The organism is Ottowia sp. oral taxon 894, from assembly GCF_001262075.1.
Classification (GTDB): domain Bacteria; phylum Pseudomonadota; class Gammaproteobacteria; order Burkholderiales; family Burkholderiaceae_C; genus Ottowia; species Ottowia massiliensis.
The window spans coordinates 2,878,696-2,902,878 of the sequence record NZ_CP012073.1; the positions used below are offsets into that span (position 1 = coordinate 2,878,696).

Here is a 24,183-nt window from a genome sequence, read left to right on the forward strand (position 1 = left end):
CTGGCAACCGGGGCCTGCGCTTTCGGGCGGCGCGCCATTTACCTGCTTTGCCGCCCGCGCCGCTCAAGCGCCCCGATGACCTGACCGGAAAACCGTTTTTTTTGTGACCTACGCCCAAGAAACCCGCCGCCGCCGCACCTTCGCCATCATCAGCCACCCGGACGCGGGCAAAACCACACTGACTGAAAAGCTGCTGCTGTTTTCCGGCGCCATTCAGATTGCCGGCAGCGTGAAGGCGCGCAAGGCCAGCCGCCACGCTACCAGCGACTGGATGGAAATTGAAAAGCAGCGCGGCATCTCGGTGGCTTCCAGCGTGATGCAAATGGCCTATCGCGACCACGTCATCAACTTGCTGGACACGCCCGGCCACAAGGATTTTTCGGAAGACACCTACCGCGTGCTCACCGCCGTGGACTCGGCGCTGATGGTGATTGACGCGGCCAACGGCGTGGAAGCGCAGACGCGCCGCCTGATTGAAGTCTGCCGCCAGCGCGACACGCCCATCATCACCTTCGTGAACAAGATGGACCGCGAAGTGCGCGAGCCGCTGGATTTGCTGGACGAAGTCGAGCGCGAGCTGGGCATGCCCTGCGTGCCCATGACCTGGCCCGTGGGGCAGGGCAAGTCCTTTGGCGGCATCATCAATTTGCGCACGCAGGCCATGACGGTGTTTGAAGCGGGCAGCGAGCGCCGCCCGCAAGACTTTGAAACCATTCCGTTAAGCGAAAGCGCCGCCTTGCGCGCGCGCTTTGGCAGCGCTTTCGACGACGCGCTGGAGAGCATGGAGCTGGCCGTGGGCGCATCGCCCGCCTGGAGCCACGAGGCTTTTCTGGCGGGCCGGCAAACGCCGGTGTTTTTTGGCTCGGGCGTGAATAACTTTGGCGTGATGGAAGTGCTGGACGCGCTGGTGGATCTGGCGCCGCCGCCGCGCCCGCGCGTGTCCACGCTCATCGTGAACCGCCAGCCGCAGGAAAAAACCGTCAATCCCGAAGACGCGGGCTTTGCCGGCGTGGTATTCAAGGTGCAGGCCAACATGGACGCCAACCACCGCGACCGCATCGCCTTCGTGCGCGTGGCCAGCGGCAAATACACCCCGGGCATGAAGATGAAAGTGCAGCGCACCGCCAAAGAGCTGCGCCCCACCAGCGTCGTCACCTTCATGAGCCAGCGCCGCGAAGCCGTGCAGGAAGCCTATGCGGGCGACATCATCGGCTTTACCACCCACGGCGGCGTGCAGCTGGGCGACACCATCACCGACGGCGCCAACCTGCAATTTACGGGCCTGCCCTTTTTTGCGCCCGAAATGTTCATGACCGTCGTGCTCAAAAACCCCTTGCGCGCCAAGCAGTTGCAGCAGGGCCTGGCACAACTGGGCGAAGAAGGCGCCATTCAGGTTTTCAAGCCCGACGCAGGCGGCAACATGCTGCTGGGCGCCATCGGCCAGCTTCAGTTTGAAGTGGTGCAGCACCGCCTGAAAACCGAATACGACTGCGACGTGCGCCTGGAAGGCTGCCAATACACCGGCGCGCGCTGGATTACCGCAGACGACCCGGCCGATTTGCGCGCCTTCACCGACGCCTACCCCATGCGCATGGCGCACGACGCCGCCGACACCCTGGCCTACCTGTGCACCAGCCCTTATGACGTGCGCCTGGCGCAGGAGCGCTTTCCCAAAATACAGTTTCACCCGCTGAGGGAGCACGCGGGGCTGGCTTTGCAAGGCAGTCCGTCGTGAACATGAACACTGCCACCCCGGCACACCCCGCCAACAATTTTGACTTTGTCAGGATTGTGGCCGCCACCCTGGTGCTTTATAGCCACCAATATGCCCTGAGCGGGCAGATGGAGCCTTCATTTTTTGGGCTGCACAGTTTTGGCGGATTTGCCGTTCTCATATTTTTTGCCATCAGCGGCTATCTCGTCACCCAGAGCTGGTATTCGGATCCCAATATCCTGCGCTTCGCCCTGCGCCGCCTGCTGAGAATATGGCCTGCCCTGGCAGTTGTCGTTACGCTGACTGCCCTGGTATTGGGGCCTGTTGTTTCCAGCCTGCAAGCCGCTGATTACTACGCGCACGGCGGCACCTGGCAATATTTTCTGAATCTCCGTTTCATTGCCGTTTACATACTGCCAGGCGTTTTTGAAAAAAATCCGTATCCGCTGGGCGTCAATGGATCGATATGGACCATCCCCATCGAGGTTCTCTGCTATCTCGTTCTGGCGGTCTGTGGCCTGGCCGGACTGCTGAAAAAGAAAACCGTCTGGCTGGCGGCCATTGTTATTTACTTGGCATGGTATTTTTCCCAAAACAGCCCGGACTTGTATCACAGCATTCATCAAAAACGGGAAATGGGAGCCTATTTCCTGTCCGGATCTGCCCTTTACGTTTTGCGTGAGTATTGGCAAAAACGCCCCTGGACCTGGCTGGCGGCGCTTGCCTTGCTGGCTGGCGGCCTGCTGCTCGCAAAAATGCGCTACACGGCGCTGCTTGCTTTCATGCCCTACGCTGTCATCAGCCTCGGCACTGCCAGTACGCCATTCATCCGCCGGTTTGGACGCTATGGCGACTTTTCCTACGGAATTTATCTTTTCGCTTTTCCGGTGCAGCAAACGGTCATCATGTGCCTGTACCCGGAATATGGATTCTGGACTGCTATGATGCTTTCAATGGCGATAACGGCTGGTCTGGCATTCCTCTCCTGGCATCTTGTGGAAAAACCTGCCCTGAGGTTCAAGCCAAGCAAAAATACCATGAGCAATACGCGCTTTTGTCTTCCCGAAAGAATCAATTTTTACGCTTTATATCTGGCCCTGTTTGCGGTATATTTTTCCTATCTGTTGATTTTTTGGCCCGGCATTCTTGGGGAAGACTCTCTGGCCATCCTGCTGGAAGTCGAGAGCAACCGGGAATTCCAGTCGGGAAAGCCAATATTCTGGTACCTGTTCGTCAATTCATTCTACAAGCCATTCAATCTGGTTGAAATTCCGGTCATTGTCCAGATACTGGTGGCGACGGCTATTCTGGCAAGGATTCTGACTTATGTCTACAATGAGAATGGAAAAAAACCATTTTTCATTCTGCTGGTATTCGTCGCCCTGGCTCCACACCTCGTATTTTATACAACGAGTCTATATTCTGATGGCATTTATGCGTGCGCCCTGGCTGGCCTCTTGTTTGAGACATGGATATGCCTTAGGAACAAAGCTGTCTCAAGGATGTCCTTCTTCATTCTGTTCGTATCCATTCCTTTTGCGATCTTCGCGCGCCCCAATGGAATCATCAATATCATTGCGCTAATCGTTCTGGCGGCTGTCATCCGCATTCCAAAACAGCGATTGGGACTGGCAGCCATCTCACTGGTCTGGGTAGCGGTCGCCTTTTATGGGGTTGCCAATCACAAGCATAAAACGCCTATAGGAACGGTGTATCCCGTCGCCCTGTTTGAAACCGTCAATTTCCTTCAGCCTCATGCAATGGGTCTTTATCCTCCGCGGGTTTCTGCTCCGGCCATTCAGGCTCTGGAAAGCGTCGCCCCTTTGGATCTCATCATCAAATATTACGACAGGGATTACTGGGATCCTCTGATATTTTTTCCACAGGGGCCAGCTCTTGCATCCATGGAGAAATCGCAGCAGGATATTCTCATCAGCGAATTTTTCAGGCATAATCTATGGAGGAATATTCCGGCTTTCATGTCGAGCCGCGTGAATATATTTCTTGTTTCAGCCTTCGCCCAGGGCGGTTTCCCCGGTCCTACATATGCCAAAAATGTTCTCGAAAAAACGAAATCCGAATCAATCTATAGGAAATGGGGTCTTGAAAGAGCCGAAAAAGCGCTGATGGCCATTCACGATGCCAGCTTTGAAAACAGGTGGCTATTATGGTCGCCATTGCCGGGAATCATTCTTCTGCTCTTCGTGACTCTGCGTGCTTTCAACAGAAGAGACCTGCCCGCGCTGACTGTCTGTGGAATTCTTCTGCTTCAGCTGTCGGCCGTGTTTTTCTTTTCCATCGCGGGGGAGTATCGCTATCTCCTCGGCTTTTTTGCTTCACCGCTGGCGCTGCTCCCAATTTACAGAGAAATCAGGAAAAGCGACGAAAAATGAATTTCACGACGATCTTGCTAACGCTGAGCTGTGTTATTGGCATCGCAATTGGACAGATATTATTCAAGCAGGCGGCGCTTGCTATTTCCACGCCCGTTACGCTGCATGGCATGCTTGCCAATATTTGGATATGGTTATCTCTTTCCCTCTATGGCGCCACCACCTTGCTCTGGATCTGGGTTCTGAGACAGGCGCCGCTGCATTTGGCTTACCCTTTCATGGGACTGGCTTTTTTGCTGGTTCCTGTTTTTGCGCGCATTTTCCTGAATGAGCCGCTTTCTCTCCAGACCATTGGCGGCGGCATATTGATTATGCTGGGCATTGCGTTGGCGTCTGCTGGCGCACATAACTGAAATGACGAAAATTGCTGTTGCCATACCTTGCTACAAGGTCAGAAAGCATATTCTGGATGTCATATCCAGAATACCTGCCAGCGTTCAAAGAATATACGTCGTGGATGACAAGTGCCCTGAAGAGAGCGGCTTGCTGGTCCAGCAGGATTGCACTGATCCGCGCATTCATGTCATCTTCCATGAAAGCAACCAGGGCGTGGGCGGGGCCATTCGCTCCGCCTACAAAAAAGCGCTTGACGATGGCATGGATATCATTGTCAAGGTGGATGGTGATGGACAGATGGATCCTTCGCTGATTCCGCTTTTCACGACGCCTATTGAAAAAAGACATGCCGATTACACGAAAGGCAATCGTTTCTTCCAACCAGCATCCTTGCGGCAAATGCCTGCCATCAGGCTGATCGGCAATGCGGCCCTGTCAATCATCAATAAATTCAGCTCGGGATACTGGTCCATCATGGATCCGACCAATGGCTATACGGCCATTCATGTACATGTGTTGCGGGAGCTGCCTCTGGATGACCTGGAAAGAAGATATTTCTTCGAAAGCGATATGCTGTATCAGCTGAGCCTGGTTCGAGCTGTCGTTCATGATGTTCCGATGAATGCTGTTTATGCGGATGAAAAATCAAATCTGAAGATCACAAAAGTATTGCCAGAGTTCGCTGTCAAGCATGCCATCCGGTTTTTCAAGCGCTATGCCTACCAGTATTTGCTGCGTGATTTCAATATTGGCAGCCTTTATAGCATCAGCGGTATGTTGATGCTGATATCTGGCGCAGGTTTTGGCATTTATGGCTGGCTGCAAAGTGTGGCTACGGATGTGCCAGCAACCAGTGGAACCGTGATGCTGGCAGCATTGCCGATCATCATTGGCATTCAGTTCATCATCGCTTTTTTGCATCATGACGTGAGCAGGGAGCCGGTGACTCCGCTTTTGGCGGATTTGCCGGACGCCGCGCGCTTATGAAATGATTGCCTACAATCAGGCGCATGCCAGCCCGCGTGTTTTTGCAACCGGACTTCAAACCTCGTTTTAATGAACCACATCCGGAATTTTTCCATCATCGCCCACATTGACCACGGCAAATCCACGCTGGCCGACCGGCTGATTGCGCGTTGCGGCGGGCTTTCCGAGCGTGAAATGAGCGAGCAGGTGCTCGATTCAATGGACATCGAGAAAGAGCGCGGCATCACCATCAAGGCGCAAACGGCGGCTTTGCGTTATGCAGCGCGTGATGGCAGGGTTTACAACCTCAATCTGATCGATACGCCGGGGCATGTGGATTTCTCTTATGAGGTGTCGCGCTCGCTGTCAGCCTGTGAAGGTGCGCTGCTGGTGGTGGATGCCAGCCAGGGCGTGGAAGCGCAGACGGTGGCCAATTGCTACACCGCGCTGGATCTGGGCGTGGAGGTGCTGCCCGTGCTCAACAAAATGGATTTGCCGCAGGCAGACCCGGAAAACGCCAAGGCCGAAATCGAGGATGTGATCGGCATTGATGCCAGTGAAGCAGTGGCGATTTCAGCCAAAACCGGCATGGGCATTGACGATGTGCTGGAGCAAATCGTGGCCAAAGTGCCGCCGCCGCGCGGCAAGGCGGATGCGCCCTTGCGGGCCATGATCATTGACAGCTGGTTTGACGCCTACGTGGGCGTGGTGATGCTGGTGCGCGTGGTCGATGGCCGCCTGCAAAAAGGCGAGCGCATCAGGATGATGGCCACGGGCGCGGCGTATGAAGCCAACAGCCTGGGCGTGTTCACGCCTGCGCAGCAGCCGCGCGAAGCGCTGGAAGCGGGCGAAGTGGGCTACGTCATCGCGGGCATCAAGGAGCTGAAAGCGGCCAAGGTGGGCGACACCATCACGCTGGAGAAAAAGTTGCCCAACAACCTGGGGCCTGCCAGCGATCCGCTGCCGGGCTTCAAGGAAATCCAGCCGCAGGTTTTTGCGGGCCTGTATCCCACGGAAGCCAACCAGTACGACGCATTGCGCGACAGCCTGGAGAAACTCCAGCTCAACGATGCCAGCCTGCACTTTGAGCCGGAGGTGTCGCAGGCGCTGGGTTTTGGCTTTCGCTGCGGTTTTCTGGGACTGCTGCACATGGAAATCGTACAAGAGAGGCTGGAGCGCGAATTCGACCAGGACCTGATTACCACCGCGCCCAGCGTGGTGTATGAAGTGCAAAAGGCCGATGGCGAAGTCATTCAGGTGGAAAACCCGTCCAAGATGCCTGACCAGGGGCGCATCCAGGAAATTCGCGAGCCGATTGTGACCGTGCATTTGTACATGCCGCAAGATTATGTCGGGCCCGTGATGACGCTGGCGAACCAGAAGCGCGGCGTGCAAATCAACATGCAATATCACGGCAGGCAAGTCATGCTGACTTATGAAATGCCGCTGGGCGAGATTGTGCTGGATTTTTTCGACAAGCTCAAATCGGTCAGCCGGGGTTATGCGTCGATGGATTATGAATTCAAGGAATACCGGCCGTCAGACGTGGTGAAGGTGGATATTTTGCTCAATGGCGACAAGGTGGATGCTCTGTCGATTATCGTGCACCGCAGCCAGGCGCAGTTTCGCGGCAGGGCGGTGGCGGCCAAAATGCGCGAAATCATTGCGCGTCAGCAGTTTGACGTGGCCATTCAGGCTGCGATTGGCGCCAACATCATCGCGCGTGAAAATATCAAGGCGCTGCGCAAGAATGTGCTGGCCAAATGCTATGGCGGCGACATTACCCGCAAGCGCAAGCTGCTTGAAAAGCAGAAAGCAGGTAAAAAACGCATGAAACAGATTGGTTCGGTCGAAGTGCCGCAAGAAGCATTTCTGGCCATTTTGCAGGTGGAGGAATAATGCCTGCATTGACTGCATTCATATTGGCCGCTCTTGCCGGCTATTGCGTTGCCTGGTATGCGGGTTATATCGAAGGCAATTTCCCACTGCTGCTGCTCGTGGCCACCGTGATCACGGGGGCGTACTGGCTGGCCGAGCGCTTTTTCTTTTTGCCCAGGCGCCGCGCCGCTGCTTCCGCGCTTGAGGCGCGGCACGATGCGCGCCGCGCCGAGCTGGCCGCGCAAGGCATCAGCCAAGTGGATGCCGATATCAGCGAGGCCCGCGAGCGCCTGCTGTCGCAGCCTTGGTGGCTGGATTGGACGGCCGGGCTTTTCCCTATTATTCTGGCAGTTTTTCTTCTGCGCTCCTTCGTGTTTGAGCCATTCCGGATTCCTTCCGGGTCAATGATTCCCACGTTGCGCATTGACGATCTGATTCTGGTCAATAAATTCACTTATGGCATTCGTCTGCCCGTATTCAATACGCGAGTGACGCAGGGCAATCCCATCCAGCGTGGAGATGTTGTTGTTTTTCATTATCCCTTGCAGCCCAGCCTGGATTACATCAAGCGCGTCGTGGGTTTGCCAGGCGATGAAGTGACTTATTTGAACAAGCAGATTACGGTCAATGGGCAACCTGTGCCGCAGACGCCGGATGGAGAGTTTCTGGATAAATCCACCGTGCAGTATTTCCGCCAGATTCAGGAAACGCCAGCGCCAGGCAAGCAACACAGCATCATTGTGGATGACCAGCGCCCCACCCTTATCCCCAGTGTGACCCAGTTCCCCCATCGTGATCTGTGCCAATACAGCATCGAAGGCGTGCGCTGCAAGGTGCCGCCCGGTCACTACTTCATGATGGGCGACAACCGTGACAATTCCCTGGACTCACGGTACTGGGGTTTCGTGCCCGATGACTATATTGTCGGCAAGGCGTTTTTTGTGTGGATGAATATCGGCGATCTGAGCCGGATCGGATTTTTCAACTAAGGGATGGGAATCATCATGTCTTCACTTCGTAAACAACGCGGGCTTACTCTGATCAGCCTGATTATTCTGGCCGTTTTGCTGGGCTTGCTATTCATTGTCGGCTCGCAAGTCGTGCCTTCGGTTACTGAATTCATGAGCATCAAGAAAGCGGTAAAACACGCTGCCACCAATGGCGGCAATCCAGCCGAGATTCGCGCGGCTTTCAATAAATCTGCGGAAGTGAACTACATTGAAACGATTTCAGGGAAAGACCTTCAAATCACACAGAGCAACGGGAAAACCATTGTCAGCTTTGCTTATGACAAGGAAATTCATCTGGCTGGTCCCGCTTATCTTCTTATCAAATATGAAAGTTCGACAAGCAGCTCCGGCTATTGATTTCACCAGTCCATGAACTCTTTCGAGGCCCTGCAAACCCGCCTGGGTCACCATTTCACGCAACCCGCCTTGCTGCAACGCGCCCTGACGCATCGCAGTTTTGGCGCGGATCACAACGAGCGCCTGGAATACCTGGGCGATGCCGTGCTGGATTTGGTCGTTGCGCATTGGCTGTACGAGGCGCTGGCGCGACAGCCTGAAGGGGATTTGTCGCGTGTGCGGGCCAATCTGGTCAAGCAAGACACGTTGCACCGCCTGGCCGTGGAATTGGGTCTGCCTGACATGCTGCGTCTGGGCAGCGGCGAGCGCCGCGCGGGCGGCCAGCAGCGCCCTTCCATTCTGGCGGACGCTCTGGAAGCCGTGATCGGCGCGGTTTATCTGGATGGCGGCTACGCCACGGCTAATGCCTTGGTGCGCAGCCTGTTTTCGGGGTTGGAAATCACGCCGCAGATGCAGGCGGCCGCCAAAGATGCCAAAACGGCCTTGCAGGAATGGCTCCAGGCCAGGCATTTGCCAGTGCCAGACTACGCCGTTACCCGCATTGCGGGCGCAGCGCATCAGCAAACGTTTGAAGTGAGCTGCCATGTACAGGCGCTGGCGCTGACAGCGCATGGCCGGGGCGGATCGCGCCGCATGGCGGAGCAGGCCGCCGCCGCCGCCATGCTTGAGAAACTTCAGGCCTCGCCGCCGCCGAAATCGCCGAAACCAGGCAAGCCGTCTGCCTGCGGCTTTCTCTCCAGCTCCAAACGGCCCCCTGGCGGGCCTGAAAACACCCATGACTGAAAGCGCTTCCGAATCTGCGCCTGCTTCTTCCGGGCCTTCCCGGCAGCGTTGCGGCCTGATCGCCATCGTCGGCCGTCCCAATGTCGGCAAATCCACTTTGCTCAATGCGCTGGTGGGGCAAAAAATCAGCATCACCAGCCGCAAGGCGCAGACCACGCGCCACCGCATCACAGGCATTCGCACCCTGCCCGATGGGCAAGGCGGCGGCACGCAATTCGTGTTCGTGGACACGCCAGGCTTTCAAACGCGCCACACGGCCGCGCTGAACAAATCGCTCAATAAAACCGTAATGGGCGCTCTCGATGGCGTGGACTTGGTGCTGTTCGTGGTGGAAGCAGGCAAATTCAGCCTGGCCGATGCCAAAGTGCTCGCCCTCATGCCCAAGGGCGCGCCTGTCATTCTGGTGGCCAACAAGCTTGACGCCGTGCACCGCCGCGCCGAAGTGGCGCACTGGCTGCGCGACATGCAGGAGCGCCACGCCTTCGCCGAATACGTGCCCATGTCGGCCAAGAACCCGCAGGAGGTCGCCCGCCTGCTGGACATCTGCGCGCCCTACCTGCCAGAGCAGCCCTGGTGGCACGATGCGGACGATCTGACCGACCGCAGCGAAAAATTCCTGGCGGGTGAAATCGTGCGCGAGAAGCTGTTCCGCCTGACGGGAGACGAGCTGCCCTACACCTCCACCGTCGTTGTGGAAAAGTTCGACGAAGAAAAAAGCCGCCAATACGGGCGGCTGGTGCGCATTGCCGCCACGATCGTGGTGGAGCGCGACAGCCACAAGGCCATGATCATTGGCGAGAGCGGCCAGCGCCTCAAGCGCATCGGCACCGAAGCGCGGCTTGAGCTGGAAAAGCTGCTGGGCTGCAAGGTGTTCATCGAACTCTGGATCAAAGTCCGCTCCGGCTGGGCTGATGACGAGGCGCGCGTGCGCAGCTTTGGCTACGAATAAGGCGCCGCCAGCGCCACAAACGCCGCAAGGCAAGGCCCAGGCAGCCTGACAACCTGATCGCAATCTGCCTGTTGCAGACGTGTGGGCGTCCAAAGCGCGGCGCAAAGCGCTCGCAGAAAAAGGGCGGCTTCATCCGCATGCGCGTCCCTGCCGCAGGCCGCCGCTTCAGGCGGCAAGACTTGGCCCTGCCCATGCGGATTTTTTGAGCGCCTCCGCTTGCTTTTCTGGCGCCTTATTTCGCTCCTCTAACCATAGCATGATGTCCTAGTGTAGAAAGCGCAGAACGGCATTCATTACCCCTGAAATCAGCTCCTGTTTTTGATGTTTCCCGGTCAGGGCCTGCGGAGCGCCGCCCGCCGCGCCTGACCCCGCCGCTTCAATTTGGCGCGCGGCCTGCCGGACCGATGCGGAGCATGCGCTGAACGTGCGGGCGCTCAACAGCAGGCCGCAAGCCCAGCCAGGCGCGGGCGCTTGGCACCCGCCCTTGCCCGCAGGCGGCGAATGGCAAGGGCGACAATCCCCGCTTTTCCGGTTTCCGTGCGGCTGCCGGCCGCGCTCCGCCGTGGCGCGGGGCCGCTTGTTTCCTGTTTTTTTCCTCTCTACCCATGTCTGCCCAGCCTTTTGTCCACCTTCGTCTGCATTCCGAGTTTTCCGTGGTGGACGGCACCTTGCGCATCGACGAGGCCGTGAAGCTGGCAGCCCGAAGCACCCAGCCCGCGCTGGCGGTGACGGACCTGAACAACATGTTCGGCGCCGTCAAGCTCTACAAGGCCGCGCGGGGCAAGGGCGTGCAGCCCATTCTGGGCGCGGAAGTCACGCTGGAAGGGCTAGGCGAGGACAAAAGCGCGCTGTCGCGCGTGCTGCTTCTGGCGCAAAACCATGATGGCTATCTGAATTTGTCGGAATTGCTGGCGCGCGCGTGGACGCAAGGCGCGGCCAGCGGGCAGGCGGTGGCGCGCTGGCCGTGGCTGCAAGAGCTGTCGGGCGGCCTTATCTTGCTGTCAGGCGCGCAGGCCGGGCCGGTGGGGCAGGCGCTGGTGCAAGGCGATGCGGCGCGCGCGGGCAAGCTGGCCCTGCAATTGGCGGGCGTGTTTGCGCACCGCTTTTATCTGGAGCTGCAACGCGCGGGCCGCGCCGATGACGAGGCGCACGTGCGCGCCGCCGTGCGCCTGGCCGCCCGGCTGCGGCTGCCGGTGGTGGCCACGCACCCCATTCAGTTTGCGGCGGCGGGCGACTTCGAGGCGCACGAAGCGCGCGTGTGCATTGCCGAAGGGCAGATGCTGGGCGACCAAAGCCGCGTGCGGCGCTTCACGCCGCAGCAGCACTTCAAAACCAGCGAGGAAATGCAGGCGCTGTTTGCCGATGTGCCTTCGGCGCTGGCCAACACGGCTGAAATTGCCCGCCGCTGCTGCCTGGAGCTGACGCTGGGTCAGCCGCGCCTGCCGGACTTTCCGGTGCCTGCGGGCCACACCATCGAGAGCTACTTCCGCCAGGCTTCGCTGGACGGGCTGCAAGAGCGCCTGCGCCTGCGCTTTCCCGACGAGGCCGAGCGCGAAAAGCGCCGCCCCGAATATCTGGAGCGGCTGGAGTTCGAGCTGGACACCATTTTGAAAATGGGCTTTCCGGGCTACTTCCTCATCGTGGGCGACTTCATCAACTGGGCCAAGCACAACGGCTGCCCCGTGGGGCCGGGGCGCGGCTCCGGCGCTGGCTCGCTGGTGGCCTACGCGCTGAAGATCACCGATCTGGACCCGCTGCAATACAAGCTGCTGTTCGAGCGCTTTCTGAACCCCGAGCGCGTGTCCATGCCCGACTTTGACGTGGACTTTTGCCAGGCCAACCGCGACCGCGTGATTGACTACGTGAAAGGCAAATACGGGCGCGAAGCCGTCAGCCAGATCGCCACCTTCGGCACCATGGCCGCGCGCGCCGCCATCCGTGACGTGGGGCGCGTGCTGGACATGAGCTACAGCTTTTGCGACAGCATCAGCAAACTCATCCCCAACAAGCCGGGCAAGCCCGTCAGCTTGCAATACCCGCCCGCCGGCCTGAGCGAGGCCGAGCGCGAGAAATACGCCATAGCCGCCGAGCCGCTGCTGCGCGAGCGCATCGAGCAAGACGAAGAGGTGAAAACCCTGGTGGAAATGGCGCAAAAGCTCGAGGGCCTGACGCGCAACATCGGCATGCACGCGGGCGGCGTGCTCATCGCCCCCGGCAAGCTCACCGACTTTTGCCCGCTCTACCAGCAGCCCGGCAGCGACTCGGCCGTGAGCCAGTACGACAAAGACGACGTGGAAGCCGTCGGCCTGGTCAAGTTCGACTTTCTGGGCCTGGCCACGCTCACCATTTTGGAAATCGCGCGCGAACTCATCGTGCAGCGCCACCCCGGCCAGCAAGCCTTCGCCTACGAAAACATACCGCTGGACGACAAAGCCACCTACCAGCTTTTCCAGCAAGGCCGCACCGAAGCCGTGTTCCAGTTTGAAAGCCGGGGCATGCAAGGCATGCTGCGCGACGCCCAGCCCTCGCGGCTGGAAGACCTGATTGCCCTGAACGCCCTCTACCGCCCGGGGCCGATGGACCTGATTCCCAGCTTCATCAGCCGCAAGCACGGCAAAGAGCCGGTCATCTACCCCCACCCGCTGCTCGAAGGCGTGCTCAGCGAAACCTACGGCGTCATGGTCTATCAGGAGCAGGTGATGCAAAGCGCCCAGATTCTGGGCGGCTACAGCCTGGGCGGCGCCGACTTGCTGCGCCGCGCCATGGGCAAGAAAAAAGCGGAAGAAATGGCCCGCCACCGCCTCATCTTCCGCGAAGGCGCGGCCCGAAAAGGCATCAGCGAAGACAAGGCCGACGAAGTCTTTGACCTCATGGAAAAGTTCGCCGGCTACGGCTTCAACAAAAGCCACGCCGCCGCCTACTCGCTGCTGGCCTATCACACCGCCTGGCTGAAAGTGCACTACAGCGCCGAATTCTTCTGCGCCAACATGACGGTGGAAATGGACAACACCGACAAGCTGCGGGCGCTGCATGAAGACGCGCTGCGCGAGGGCCTGGCCTTTGAGCCGCCCGACATCAACCGGGGCGGCTACCGCTTCGAGCCGGTCAGCGACAAACTCATCCGCTACGGCCTGGGCGCCATCAAGGGCACCGGCCAACAGGCCATCGAAGCCATCGTCGCCGCCCGAGAAGGCCGGGGCGAAGGCTTTGCGGGCGGCGAAAACGGGCCGTTTGCCAGCTTCTTCGACTTTTGCCGCCGCATCGACCGCACGCGCGTGAACAAACGCACCGTCGAAGCCCTCATCCGCGCCGGCGCGTTCGACACCCTCCAGCAAAACCGCGCCGCGCTCATTGCCGCGCTCGACGTGGCCTGGGACTACGCCGCCGCCTGCGAAGCCAACGCCCACCAGGGCGGCCTGTTCGACGCCCTGGGTGACGGCCCCGGCGCCAGCAGCGAAGAGCCGCCCCTGCCCGCCGTCACGCCCTGGGGCGTGAAAGAGCGCCTGCTGGAAGAAAAAACCGCCATCGGCTTTTACCTCTCGGGCCACCTGTTCGACGCCGCCGGGCCGGAAGTGCGCCAGTTCGTGCGCCGCGACCTGGCCAGCCTGCAAGAAAGCCGCGAGCCGCAGCTCATCGCCGGCATCGTCAGCGGCCTGCGCGTCATCAACGGCCAGCGCGGCAAGCTTGCCCTTTTCAGGCTGGAAGACCCAAGCGCCGCCATCGAAGCCCGCGCCGAAGAAGCCCTGCTCAGCCAGCACGCCGCCAGCCTGAAAGACGACGAACTCGTCATCGCCCTGGGACGCGTGCAGCCCGACCGCTTCTCCGGCGGCAACCAGGTCACGCTCACGCAAATCTGGCCTCTGCCCGCCGCCCGCTGCCGTTTCGGCAAATACCTGCGCGTGGCCGTCGGCCCCACCCCGCCCAATGTGCGCCGCCTGCTCCATGAATACCCGCCGCAGACCGAAGAAACCGAACACGGCCTGCTGGAGCGCGGCCTGAGCGTGCGCCTGGCCGTGGAGCGGCGCGGCCAGGATGCCGAAGGCCGCCCCATCGGCGCCATCGCCCAGTTCGAGCTGCCCGAAACGGCCCGCACCTGGCCCACCGACGAAGCCCTTGCAGCCTGGCGCGCCGAAGCGGGCGAAGGGCAGGCGGCTGTGGTGTACGAATAGGCTGTCTGTCAATGAAAAAACCGGCTAATTCAATTCATTAGATCGCCAGGCGCCACGCTATGCACAAATGACGAGGCTACGGAATCACCAAGCCAGTTCAAATAGATTCAAAAATATTGCCTCGACATGCTCGTAATTGCGCAGGACATTCTCGCTTTACTTTGTGTGATGAATAATATGAAAATCATTATCTCCAATAGAAAAAGGTTGTCTGGGTGATAGGTTGCGGAATCAGCTTTGATACATGAAAGAAGAATCAAGCTTGGAGATGCTGCTGTTTCAGGCCATGCAGCTCTATGAAGTGCAAACGCTGGAGCCGTTCCTGGCTGCCCCTGATTGGCGCGTGAGGCGTCAAGCCGCCATGAAGATTCAGCTGCATGGCGGCGCATGGGGCTTCAACCTGGCCAAGCGCTTGCGTCAGTCTGCGAAACCCGTGCTGCGAGGCATGAGCATGTTCCTGCTTGGTCAAATGAAAGGCGGAAATCCGCCTTTTGTGCAGCAGGGACTGCCATTGCTAATAGATGCGCTCGAAAATGACCCATCACCTTATGTCAGGAATGAAGCGGCAGCCGCTCTAGGGCACATTGACGCGCCCGAATCCATTAAAGCTCTCGTCAAGGCTTCAACGGATCCATTCGATGAAGTCAGGGCATCAACGGCCTTTGCGCTGAATAATAGCGCATTAAAAAACCATCCTCTTGTGCAAAAGGCGTTGAAACGCCTGCGGCGCGATAGATCGAAATCCGTCAGATATTGGTCGGAAGATGACAGCTCTGTTGATTAATCAGGTCCGCAAGATATTCAGGCGTTTTTGGCTGGAAATCGCCTTTGAAAAAGCATTTACGGCTTGTGCTCAAAGCCGCTCAATGGCCCGCAGCAGCTCATCCACCTGCTGCGCCGTGGTGGCCCAGCTGGTGCAGTAGCGCACCACGTGGCGGCCGTCCAGCTCCTCCCAGTCGGCAAAGCCGAATTCGCGCACGAAATAGTCCGCCTGCCGGCGCTCAAGAATGGGAAATTGCTGGTTCGTGTTCGATTCGCCGTGAAAGGCCACGCCCTTGGCCTCGAATGCCTGGCGGATGCGCCGCGCGTGCGCCAGAGCGCCGTGGCAAATGCGCGTGTAAAGGCCGCCGGTGAACAGCGTGTCGAACTGAAGGCCCAGCAGCCGCCCTTTGGCGAGCAGGGCGCCGCGCTGCTTCATCAGGGCGCGAAAGTGCGGCTTGAAGGCGTCGTTGCAAATCACCACGGCTTCGCCAAACAGCGCCCCGCATTTGGTGCCGCCAATGTAGAACACGTCGCACAGCCCGGCCAGGTCAGGCAGCGTGATGTCGCTGACCTGCGCGTGCAGCGCGTAGCCCAGCCGCGCGCCATCCACGAACAGCGCCAGCCCGTGCTCGCGGCAGGCCTGGGAGATGGCCTGCAATTCGGCCTTGGCATACACCGTGCCCAGCTCGCTGGGGTGCGAGATGTAGACCATGCCCGGCTGCACCAGGTGCTCTTGCGCCGGGTTTGTTTGGTAGTAGCGCGCGTATTCATGCACTTGCCGCGCGGTGAGCTTGCCGTCTGTGCTGCGCAGGGTCAGCACCTTGTGGCCGCCCGCTTCAATGGCGCCGGTTTCGTGCGTGGCCACGTGCCCGGTTTCGGCGGCGATCACGCCCTGCCAGGGCCGCAGGATGCTGGCGATGACGGCGGCGTTGGTTTGTGTGCCGCCCACCAGAAAGTGCACATCGGCCCGCTCGTCGCGCACGGCGGCGCGGATTTTTTCGCGCGCGCTTTCGCTATACGGGTCCAGCCCGTAGCCTGCGGTTTGCTCCAGATTGGTGGCCGCCAGCCGTTCCATGATGGCCGGATGGCATCCGGCCAGGTAGTCATTCCCAAAAAACGCCACGGATTTCCTTGCAAAAAAGGGCGGATTATCCATCATCGCCCTTCTTGCCAAATATCACATGGCGATAAAAATTTGCCGTCAGATCGATGAATTTGGCTGGCTTGTAAAAGCGCAGGCAAAATTTAAATTGCCAATTTTAGAGCGATCGCTTTGACGGGCTGGCGGCTTGTATTTGGAATCGGGATTTATAAATTCAAAACCGAGCCAGGCTGCGCGCTAAATTTATTCGTCCAAAAAATATATCACGCCGTCGACGACCGCTCCGCCCGCTTTTCCTTCGCTAGTAGGCGGAATGTAAAAAAAGCTATGTCGCTGCGTCCGTCCGTCGTCGTATCTGAGCGTGAGTTCACCGCTATCCAGCGTATATGAGCCCGTGCTACTGCTAGATCTTGTTCCGCCGCCGCCCACATTGCTCATGGCGGCGGAGGAGTAGGCCAAACTGCCGTCCCTGAAGCGGCCTTTGCCGTCGAAGTCATAGTACCCGCTCACGCCTCCGCCAACGACGTCCAAATCGCCCGAGGCGTTGTAAACGGACATGGAGCCAACGGCGGTGAATGAGTAGCTGCCCTTTGGCACTTCGTTCAAGATTTGAGCGTTAAAGAGATGGTATCCGCCGTCGCTCCACAAAAACGTGCAGTCCGCATTCTTGCAGCTATATGTGCTTTGCTTGCCGTCGTTGGCGGTTTGTACGATTTTTTTGCCGTCTTTTTTATACGTGCCGTCGATGCGCGTGCGCCAGTCGGGCTTTTCTAAACGGCTCGCGTAAGTGCCGTCGTCGCGCAGATAAAAGGATATGTCGGTATTGGTGTTTATGAAGAGCCACTTGCCCGCAAACACGCCCGTGCCTTTTTGGGTGGCTTTTGCGTCGCTATGCTTTACGCTAGGGTCTTTTGCGTTTGCTGCTTGATTTGCGCTTGAGCTTGATCTGGCTTGCACTGAGCCGCTTGAACTTGCCCCGCCTGCCCGTTTTTTGAAGGTGAATACGAGGTCATTGTCCGCCTGTCTGTATTCGAGCGTGTCGCCCTTTAATCTAAATTCGCCCGCATCTTTATCGAGCGCGTATCTGCCGCTGCCAAGGCTCTGATAGCCGCTGCTTCCCGTGCCCGTCTTGCACGAGCCGTCGGAATTTGCCGCTACCATGTTAATGGTTGCTTTGCCGCCCGCAATCTGAAAAAACGAATCTTCAAAGCACTTTTGGCCCGCCGTTTTGAACGTCTGCCCCTGTGTCGTAACGGAGACGACGTCCCATCTGCCTTCAAGCTCACCCCCGCTTTGCGGCTTGTCGCCATTCATATTGAATTGAGCCTGATTTGTCGCAACGCCCGTGGAGTTGGCCGCATCTTTTTTGAAGCCGAAAACTATAAATTTTCCTCCGTCCAGGGGCTGCTTTAGCTTGAGTTCATCGCCATTTATCCAAAACTCACCCGCATCCGTGCCGTTTGCGATGAGAGCGTATCTGCCGCCGCCAAGGCTTTTATATTCGTAGCTTTGTTTGCCGCTTTTGCACGAGCCGCCGCTTGCATCGCTGAGCGTGAATCTTGCGACGTCGCCGTTGATTTCAAAAAACGAATCCTCCAGGCATTTTTGCCCCGCCGTTTGCATGCTCTGCCCGTTCAATTCGGCTGAGATTATGCTCCATCGACTCTGTAGTTCGCTTGCGTATAAATTTGGCCCGCAAATTCCGGCAAAAACGCATGCGGCAAAGATCTTGGATTTAATCATGGATTTCCTTTCGAGAGTATTTTGCGAAACCGCTGCACCATGCGGTTTCTGATTTGGTCTGCAAAGTCATAAAAGCTTTCATGACCGCGAGCCTAGCGATAAACTTCGCCGTCGATGATCGCCATGGCCTTCTTGTCTTTGCCGAGCGGCGGAGTGTAGAAAAAGCTGTGGCGCAGGGTCGTACCGTCGTCGTATTTGAGTGTGAGTTCGCCTTGATCGAGCGTGTATGAACCCTCGTCGCTGCGCGATTTTGAGCTGCCTCCGCCTATGCCGCCGCCCGCCGTGCCCGAGCTTGCCGTAGCGTATGACGATCCGCCCGAGCTAAAGCGCCCTTTGCCGTCGAAGCAGTAGTACCCGCTCACGCCTACGCTTACGGTATCGCTGCCGCCCGACCAGTCGTGCAGGGACGATGAGCTGGCCTTTCGAAACGAGAAACAGTCTTTTGGCATTTCGCTGGCGATTTTGGCTTGAAACATATAATATCCCGTGCCGATCGAGTTCCACAAAAAGGTGCAGTCGTCATTTTCGCAATGGTAGCTCGTGTCATAATCGTCCTTGCTGGTTATCGTTAGTATGCCGTCCTTGACCTTATACGTGCCGTCGATGCGCGTGCGCCAGTCGGGCTTTTCCAAACGGCTCGCGTAGGTGCCGTCGTCGCGCAGGTAAAAGGAATAATCCTCGCTCGTGTTTTGCAGCATATTGAATTTCGTTCCGCCGAATACTCCCGAGCCTTTTTTGTCCGCTCCCGCGTCGCTATGCCTTACGCCAGGGTCTTTTGCGGGATTGCTTGAGCTTGATTTGGTTTGCACCGAATTTGCGCCAGACCCTGCCTGTGCCGCACTTTTTTTAAAGACGAATACAACCTCTTGCCCGGCGACGGCCTGCTTGTATTCGAGCGTGCCTCCCTTTAGCCAAAACTCGCCCAGCCCTTTGGTGCTCAGCGCGTATTTTCCGCCGCCTAGGCTTTTGTGGCCGCTTTTACCTGCGCTGCGGTTGCACGAGCCGTCGGGATTTGAACCCACGATTCCGACCGTCGCTTCATCGCCCGAAATTTCAAAAAACGAATCGCCAAAGCACTTTTGTCCCGCGACTTGAAAGTTCTGCCCCTGCGCTTTTAGCGAAACCAGCTCCCATCTGCCCTCCAGTTCGCTCGCACTTGAGCTTGGCCCGCCAAACCCGATATAAACGCATGCGGCAAAAACGATGCAAACGCATGCGGCAAAAACTTTGGATTTGGCCTTGTTTGCGAAACCTGCCATAAATTTCCTTTCAAATGAATTTCGGCTCGATCCTGATAGGCAATTTTAACGTTTGCGGGTAAATTCAATTAATTTGCGATTAAATTTGGATGTCCTTAAACATTGCATTTGAATTTAATCCGCCAACCCATTTTTGCGCATTTTGCGGTGAGAGCGCCAAAATCCTTGTCATCTTCGTTCGCGTTAAACCGAGATAAATTCGGCGCCGGGCGCAGCGCCTCCTCTATGCTCATCACGGGCGCAAGGCCTCCTAGGCGTTTCTATTTATCTTACGCTCACTGTATCGCTGCCGCCCGGCCGGCCGTGCAGAGACAACGGGCTGGCCTTGCGAAACGAGCGGCAGGGCGCGGCTTCAGGAGCGGCAAGAAGCAAGGCAAGAGCTGGCGGGAGGGCAGGGCGCCTGCCGCCCCGGGCTGGCGGCAAGGTCAATACACCACGGGCAGCGGGTCCAGCGAGCGCCAGATGTACCAGGTGGCCACGCTGCGCCAGGGCTGCCAGGCCTGGGCGAGTTCGCGGATGTCCAGGCGGCTGACGGGTTCGCCGCCGAAGTAATTGCGGCTGACGCCCTTGATCAGGCCCACGTCGTCCAGCGGCAGCACGTCGGGGCGCATCATGTGGAAGATGAGAAACATCTCCGCCGTCCAGCGGCCAATGCCGCGAATGGCGACCAGCTCGCTGATGATGGCTTCGTCGGTCATGGCGCGCCACTGGGCGGGGGCGATGCGGCCATCGTCAAAGTGGCGGGCCAGATCGCGCAGGTATTCCACCTTGCGGGCCGACAGGCCGGCGGCGCGCATCTCATGCACGCCCAGTTGCAGCACGCCTTGCGGGGTGAAGGCGGCCAGCAGCGCGGCGAAGCGGTCCCACACCGACTGCGCGGCTTTCACCGAGATTTGCTGGCCGACGATGGAGCGCGCCAGCGTGACGAAGGCGTTGCCGCGCGATTCCAGGCAGGCGTCGCCGTACTGCGGAATGAGGCGGCGCATGACGCGGTCTTTTTTGCTCAGGTGCGCGCAGGCTTCGCTCCACCAGGGCGGGGTGGCGATGGCGGTGCTGTCAGGGGCGGCGTCTGGCATGGGCGAGAACAAGAGGCGGGAGAAGGAGATGGCGGCCAGGCGCGCGGCGCTGGCGTGGCGGGCAGGGCAGGGCAGGCAAAGGCGGAAAGGTGCTGCCATTTCGCTCCGTATTCGATAGCATGACCTCCTACGGAAACCTGCGCTGAAGGGGGTTTTGTGGGCCTGAATTTGCTCCTTCTTTTGATGATCGAAGAGACTTGCCAGCCAGCTGGGGCCAAGCTTCGCGCTGGTTTTCGGAACAGCCTCTCAGGCCGCTTCCCAGGTGGTGCCTTGCGGGCCGTCCTTGAGCGCGATGCCGGCGGCCAGCAGTTCGGCGCGGATGCGGTCGGCTTCGGCAAAGTTCTTGGCCTTCTTGGCGGCGGCGCGGGCCTCGATGCGCGCCTGAATGGCCGCTTCATCCAGCGCGCTGCCCGCTTGCAAAAAGGCTTGCGGATCGCCTTGCAGCAGGCCCAGCAGGCCGCCCAGGGCCTTGAGCAGGCCCGCGTCTTGCGCGCTGCGGCTGCGGTTGGCTTCGCTGGCCAGGTCAAACAGAGCGGCCACGGCCTCGGGCGTGCCGAAGTCCTCATCCATCGCGGCCTTGAAGCGCGCTGCTTGCGGGTGCGCCCAGTCAATGGCTTGCGGCGCCATGGAAGCGGGCGGCACGGCCTGCAAGGTGGTGTAAAGGCGCTTCAAGGCGCCGCGCGCGTCTTGCAGGTGCGCGTCGCTGTAATTGAGCGGGCTGCGGTAGTGGGTGCGGACGATGAAAAAGCGCAGGGTTTCGGCGTCGAACTGCTCCAGCACGTCGCGGATGGTGAAAAAGTTGCCCAGCGACTTGGACATCTTCTCGTTGTCCACATTGACAAAGCCGTTGTGCATCCACAGCCGCGCCATGGGCTTGCCGTGCGCGCCTTCGCTTTGGGCGATTTCGTTTTCGTGGTGGGGAAATTGCAGGTCGGCGCCGCCGCCGTGAATGTCAAAACTCTCGCCCAGCAGCGCGCAGCTCATGGCCGAGCACTCGATGTGCCAGCCGGGGCGGCCCGGGCCGTAGGGGCTGGGCCATTGGGCGTCTTCGGGTTCGGCGGGCTTGGCGGCCTTCCACAGCACAAAGTCCAGCGGATCGTGCTTGCCCGCGTCCACGTCCACGCGGCTGCCGGCCTGCAATTCGTCCAGCGACTTACCCGAGAGCTTGCCGTAGCCCGGAAACTTGCGCACGGCGTAATTCACATCGCCATCGCCTGCCGGATAGGCCAGCCCCTTGTCTTGCAGCCGGTCAATGAGCGAGAGCATTTGCGGCACGTAATCCGTGGCGCGCGGCTCGTGCGTGGGCGCCAGCGCGCCCAGCGCGGCAAAGTCGCGGTGCATCTCGCCAATCATGCGGGCGGTGAGCTGGCCGATGGACTCGCCCCTTTCCGTGGCGCGGCGGATGATCTTGTCGTCAATATCCGTGATGTTGCGCACGAAAGTCACGCGGTAGCCGCTGGCCTGAAGCCAGCGCCGCACCACGTCAAACGCCACCACCGAGCGCGCGTGGCCAATGTGGCACAGGTCATAAACCGTCATGCCGCACACATACATGCGCACGTGGCCGGGTTCGATGGGGGAAAAATCCTGCAACGCGCGGGTCAGCGTGTCGTAAATGCGCAAGGTCATGGCAAGGGCGTGGGAGAAGTGGGCTTTTGTGGCGGGCGCGGGGGCCGCAGGCCGCGAAGGCCGCTCAGAGGGCCGCCCGTGAGGCCGCCCGGGGGAGCAGGCGCTGCAAGGGCGCTGAATAAAATGCCGCGAATTTTAGAAGGCTGCCTCTCGTAGCCTTTTGTCTTTTCATGCGCCTGATGCCTTCACTCTCTTTCCCCCCGCGCTTTTTCCATCGCCCGCGCCGCGCGGCCATTGCCCTGATGGCGCTGGCTGCGCTGGCAGGCGGCGCAGCCCATGCCCGGCAAGCGGCCCAGGCCGAGCCGCTGCCCGCCCAAGTCACCCGCCTGGCGCAGCAAGGCCGCACCGATGAAGCCCTGGCCAAAGCGCGCGAATACCTGGAGCGCGAACCGCAAGATGTGCAGATGCGCTTCATTCAGAGCAACCTGCTGGCGCAAAGCGGCCGCACTGACGAAGCCGAAGCCGCGCTGGTGCAGCTTACGCGCGACTACCCCGAACTGGCCGAGCCATACAACAACCTGGCCGTGCTCCACGCCGCCAACGGCCATCTGGAAAAAGCCCGTGAAGCGCTGGAAACCGCCCTGCGCCTGGACCCCGGCTACGCCACCGCGCGCGAAAACCTGGGCGACGTTTACCTGCGCCTGGCCGCCAGCGCCTACGAGCAAGCCGCCGCCCGCCCCGAATCGGCAGGCGAAGCACGCCAGCGCCTGACGGACAAGGCCGCCGCCATCGGCAAACTGCTGCGCTGAAGCGGCGGCGCGGCTTTCTTTCGCTTTTTTCCCCGCCCCTTTTTTCCATTTCACAAGGAGAGACCCATGAGCTTCATGCGCCTGACCCGCCGCCGCCTGGGCGGCTGCCTGGCCAGCCTGGCCGGCGCCGCCGCGCTGGCTGCCGCGCTCGCGCTGCCCGCCCACGCGGCCGATGCCGCCCCGCGCGTGCAATTCGTCACCAGCGAAGGCAACTTCGTCATCGAGCTATACCCCGACAAAGCCCCCAAAACCGTTGAAAACTTTCTGCAATACGTGAACGACAAGTTCTACGACGGCACCGTCTTTCACCGCGTCATCAAAGGCTTCATGGTGCAAGGCGGCGGCTTCGACAAGGACTACCGGCAAAAACCCACCCGCCCCTCCGTCAAGCACGAAGGGCGCGAATCCACCGCCAAGGGCCTGCACAACACCGTCGGCATGGTGGCCATGGCCCGCACGGGTGACCCGCACTCGGCCACCGCGCAGTTTTTCATCAACACCGCCGACAACACGCGGCTGGACCCCGTCGTCATTCCTGAAGGCGATCCTGTCAAGGAAATCACCATCCACGGCAAAACCTACACCAACATCCCGCGCCAGCAGCTCACGCACAACCTCAACCTGTTCGGCTACACCGTCTTCGGCAAAGTCATCGAAGGCATGGACACCGTCGAAAAAATCCACAACGCCCCCACCGGCGCAGGCGGCCCCTTCCCCACGGACGTGCCGCAAAAGCAAATCGTCATCGAATCAGCCCGCGTGATGTAAAGCAACCCCAAGGAGAAACCCCATGAGCAACCCCAAAGTCGAACTGCACATCAAAGACCACGGCGTCATCACCCTCGAGCTGGACGCCGCCAGCGCGCCGCAAACCGTCGCCAACTTTCTCGAATACGTGAAAAAAGGCCATTACGACAACACCATCTTCCACCGCGTGATAGACGGCTTCATGATCCAGGGCGGCGGCTTCGAGCCTGGCATGAAACAAAAGCCCACCGCCGCCCCCATCCAGAACGAAGCGGCCAACGGCCTGAAAAACAACGCCTACACCATCGCCATGGCCCGCACGGGCGACCCGCACTCGGCCACCGCGCAGTTCTTCATCAACGTGGCCGACAACGGCTTTCTCAACCACACCGCCCCCACGCCGCAAGGCTGGGGCTACGCCGTCTTTGGCAAAGTCATCTCCGGCCAAAACGTGGTGGACGCCATCAAGGCCGTGCCCACCGGCAGCAAAGGCTTTCACGAAAACGTGCCCCGCGCCGATGTGGTCATTGAAAAAGCCGTGGCGCTCTGAAGCAGGCTCCT

Annotated in this window: 19 protein-coding genes; 14 read left to right on the forward strand and 5 right to left on the reverse strand. The window is 59.4% G+C overall.

The features are described 5' to 3' along the window. Window positions 1-103: 103 nt before the first annotated feature. From ADJ79_RS12615 to ADJ79_RS12665, 11 genes are all read left to right on the forward strand, one after another. Window positions 104-1,735 (forward strand): peptide chain release factor 3, encoded by a 1,632-nt coding sequence (locus tag ADJ79_RS12615; RefSeq protein WP_050716266.1) that lies wholly within the window; start codon window positions 104-106, stop codon window positions 1,733-1,735. A gap of 2 nt (window positions 1,736-1,737) precedes the next feature. Further along, on the forward strand, window positions 1,738-4,107 hold the full coding sequence (locus ADJ79_RS12620) for an acyltransferase (protein ID WP_050716267.1): 2,370 nt from the start codon (window positions 1,738-1,740) through the stop codon (window positions 4,105-4,107). Continuing rightward, entirely contained in the window at window positions 4,104-4,460 is a 357-nt protein-coding gene (locus ADJ79_RS12625; RefSeq protein ID WP_050716268.1) for a hypothetical protein, read from the forward strand. The genes ADJ79_RS12620 and ADJ79_RS12625 overlap by 4 nt, the downstream gene beginning before the upstream one ends. A 1-nt stretch (window position 4,461) precedes the next feature. Beyond that, a complete protein-coding gene (locus ADJ79_RS12630) occupies window positions 4,462-5,430 on the forward strand; it encodes a glycosyltransferase family 2 protein (protein WP_050716269.1) in 969 nt (322 codons plus the stop codon). A gap of 69 nt (window positions 5,431-5,499) precedes the next feature. Further along, window positions 5,500-7,308 carry a translation elongation factor 4 gene (gene lepA, locus ADJ79_RS12635; protein ID WP_050716270.1) on the forward strand — a complete coding sequence of 603 codons (1,809 nt, stop codon included), beginning with the start codon at window positions 5,500-5,502 and terminating at the stop codon, window positions 7,306-7,308. Beyond that, window positions 7,308-8,276, forward strand: coding sequence for a signal peptidase I (lepB, locus tag ADJ79_RS12640; protein WP_050716271.1), 969 nt, complete (start codon window positions 7,308-7,310; stop codon window positions 8,274-8,276). The genes lepA and lepB overlap by 1 nt, the downstream gene beginning before the upstream one ends. Window positions 8,277-8,291: 15 nt before the next feature. Continuing rightward, window positions 8,292-8,654, forward strand: a complete 363-nt coding sequence (locus tag ADJ79_RS12645) for a DUF4845 domain-containing protein (RefSeq protein WP_050716629.1) — start codon at window positions 8,292-8,294, stop codon at window positions 8,652-8,654. A 12-nt stretch (window positions 8,655-8,666) separates the two neighbouring features. Further along, entirely contained in the window at window positions 8,667-9,437 is a 771-nt protein-coding gene (gene rnc, locus ADJ79_RS12650; protein ID WP_082203328.1) for a ribonuclease III, read from the forward strand. Beyond that, window positions 9,430-10,386, forward strand: a complete 957-nt coding sequence (era, locus tag ADJ79_RS12655; RefSeq protein ID WP_082203329.1) for a GTPase Era — start codon at window positions 9,430-9,432, stop codon at window positions 10,384-10,386. The genes rnc and era overlap by 8 nt, the downstream gene beginning before the upstream one ends. A 605-nt stretch (window positions 10,387-10,991) precedes the next feature. Continuing rightward, window positions 10,992-14,555: a DNA polymerase III subunit alpha gene (dnaE, locus tag ADJ79_RS12660; protein ID WP_050716272.1), complete on the forward strand. Its 3,564-nt coding sequence runs from the start codon at window positions 10,992-10,994 to the stop codon at window positions 14,553-14,555. A gap of 244 nt (window positions 14,556-14,799) precedes the next feature. Continuing rightward, complete coding sequence (locus ADJ79_RS12665; protein ID WP_050716273.1) at window positions 14,800-15,339, forward strand: HEAT repeat domain-containing protein; 540 nt, start codon at window positions 14,800-14,802, stop codon at window positions 15,337-15,339. Between the two features lie 69 nt (window positions 15,340-15,408). Here ADJ79_RS12665 and ADJ79_RS12670 read toward each other — a convergent pair whose 3' ends face one another. The 5 genes from ADJ79_RS12670 to cysS form a co-directional block, all read right to left on the reverse strand. Next, on the reverse strand, window positions 15,409-16,440 hold the full coding sequence (locus ADJ79_RS12670) for a low specificity L-threonine aldolase (protein WP_156304249.1): 1,032 nt from the start codon (window positions 16,438-16,440) through the stop codon (window positions 15,409-15,411). 222 nt (window positions 16,441-16,662) lie between these two features. Beyond that, complete coding sequence (locus tag ADJ79_RS12675; RefSeq protein WP_050716274.1) at window positions 16,663-18,162, reverse strand: hypothetical protein; 1,500 nt, start codon at window positions 18,160-18,162, stop codon at window positions 16,663-16,665. 92 nt (window positions 18,163-18,254) lie between these two features. Then, a complete protein-coding gene (locus ADJ79_RS12680; protein ID WP_216597133.1) occupies window positions 18,255-19,421 on the reverse strand; it encodes a hypothetical protein in 1,167 nt (388 codons plus the stop codon). 425 nt (window positions 19,422-19,846) lie between these two features. Next, entirely contained in the window at window positions 19,847-20,497 is a 651-nt protein-coding gene (locus ADJ79_RS12685) for a DNA-3-methyladenine glycosylase (protein ID WP_050716632.1), read from the reverse strand. A 246-nt stretch (window positions 20,498-20,743) separates the two neighbouring features. Then, on the reverse strand, window positions 20,744-22,126 hold the full coding sequence (gene cysS / locus ADJ79_RS12690; RefSeq protein WP_050716275.1) for a cysteine--tRNA ligase: 1,383 nt from the start codon (window positions 22,124-22,126) through the stop codon (window positions 20,744-20,746). Window positions 22,127-22,305: 179 nt separating this feature from the next. On the opposite strand from cysS, the gene ADJ79_RS12695 reads away from it, so the two are divergent. From ADJ79_RS12695 to ADJ79_RS12705, 3 genes are all read left to right on the forward strand, one after another. After that, window positions 22,306-22,875: a tetratricopeptide repeat protein gene (locus ADJ79_RS12695; RefSeq protein ID WP_172674091.1), complete on the forward strand. Its 570-nt coding sequence runs from the start codon at window positions 22,306-22,308 to the stop codon at window positions 22,873-22,875. A gap of 66 nt (window positions 22,876-22,941) precedes the next feature. Further along, window positions 22,942-23,643, forward strand: a complete 702-nt coding sequence (locus ADJ79_RS12700; RefSeq protein ID WP_082203330.1) for a peptidylprolyl isomerase — start codon at window positions 22,942-22,944, stop codon at window positions 23,641-23,643. Window positions 23,644-23,665: 22 nt separating this feature from the next. Beyond that, window positions 23,666-24,172 (forward strand): peptidylprolyl isomerase, encoded by a 507-nt coding sequence (locus ADJ79_RS12705; protein ID WP_050716277.1) that lies wholly within the window; start codon window positions 23,666-23,668, stop codon window positions 24,170-24,172. Window positions 24,173-24,183 lie beyond the last annotated feature (11 nt).

Excerpts from the sequence above, each read along its gene's own strand:
- ADJ79_RS12620 (WP_050716267.1), top strand. The coding sequence starts at position 1,738 with ATGAACACTGCCACCCCGGCACACCCCGCCAACAATTTTGACTTTGTC.
- ADJ79_RS12625 (WP_050716268.1), top strand. The coding sequence starts at position 4,104 with ATGAATTTCACGACGATCTTGCTAACGCTGAGCTGTGTTATTGGCATC.
- ADJ79_RS12630 (WP_050716269.1), top strand. The coding sequence starts at position 4,462 with ATGACGAAAATTGCTGTTGCCATACCTTGCTACAAGGTCAGAAAGCAT.
- lepA (WP_050716270.1), top strand. The coding sequence starts at position 5,500 with ATGAACCACATCCGGAATTTTTCCATCATCGCCCACATTGACCACGGC.
- lepB (WP_050716271.1), top strand. The coding sequence starts at position 7,308 with ATGCCTGCATTGACTGCATTCATATTGGCCGCTCTTGCCGGCTATTGC.
- ADJ79_RS12645 (WP_050716629.1), top strand. The coding sequence starts at position 8,292 with ATGTCTTCACTTCGTAAACAACGCGGGCTTACTCTGATCAGCCTGATT.
- rnc (WP_082203328.1), top strand. The coding sequence starts at position 8,667 with ATGAACTCTTTCGAGGCCCTGCAAACCCGCCTGGGTCACCATTTCACG.
- era (WP_082203329.1), top strand. The coding sequence starts at position 9,430 with ATGACTGAAAGCGCTTCCGAATCTGCGCCTGCTTCTTCCGGGCCTTCC.
- dnaE (WP_050716272.1), top strand. The coding sequence starts at position 10,992 with ATGTCTGCCCAGCCTTTTGTCCACCTTCGTCTGCATTCCGAGTTTTCC.
- ADJ79_RS12665 (WP_050716273.1), top strand. The coding sequence starts at position 14,800 with ATGAAAGAAGAATCAAGCTTGGAGATGCTGCTGTTTCAGGCCATGCAG.
- ADJ79_RS12675 (WP_050716274.1), bottom strand. The coding sequence starts at position 18,162 with ATGATTAAATCCAAGATCTTTGCCGCATGCGTTTTTGCCGGAATTTGC.
- ADJ79_RS12680 (WP_216597133.1), bottom strand. The coding sequence starts at position 19,421 with ATGGCAGGTTTCGCAAACAAGGCCAAATCCAAAGTTTTTGCCGCATGC.
- ADJ79_RS12685 (WP_050716632.1), bottom strand. The coding sequence starts at position 20,497 with ATGCCAGACGCCGCCCCTGACAGCACCGCCATCGCCACCCCGCCCTGG.
- cysS (WP_050716275.1), bottom strand. The coding sequence starts at position 22,126 with ATGACCTTGCGCATTTACGACACGCTGACCCGCGCGTTGCAGGATTTT.
- ADJ79_RS12695 (WP_172674091.1), top strand. The coding sequence starts at position 22,306 with ATGCCTTCACTCTCTTTCCCCCCGCGCTTTTTCCATCGCCCGCGCCGC.
- ADJ79_RS12700 (WP_082203330.1), top strand. The coding sequence starts at position 22,942 with ATGAGCTTCATGCGCCTGACCCGCCGCCGCCTGGGCGGCTGCCTGGCC.
- ADJ79_RS12705 (WP_050716277.1), top strand. The coding sequence starts at position 23,666 with ATGAGCAACCCCAAAGTCGAACTGCACATCAAAGACCACGGCGTCATC.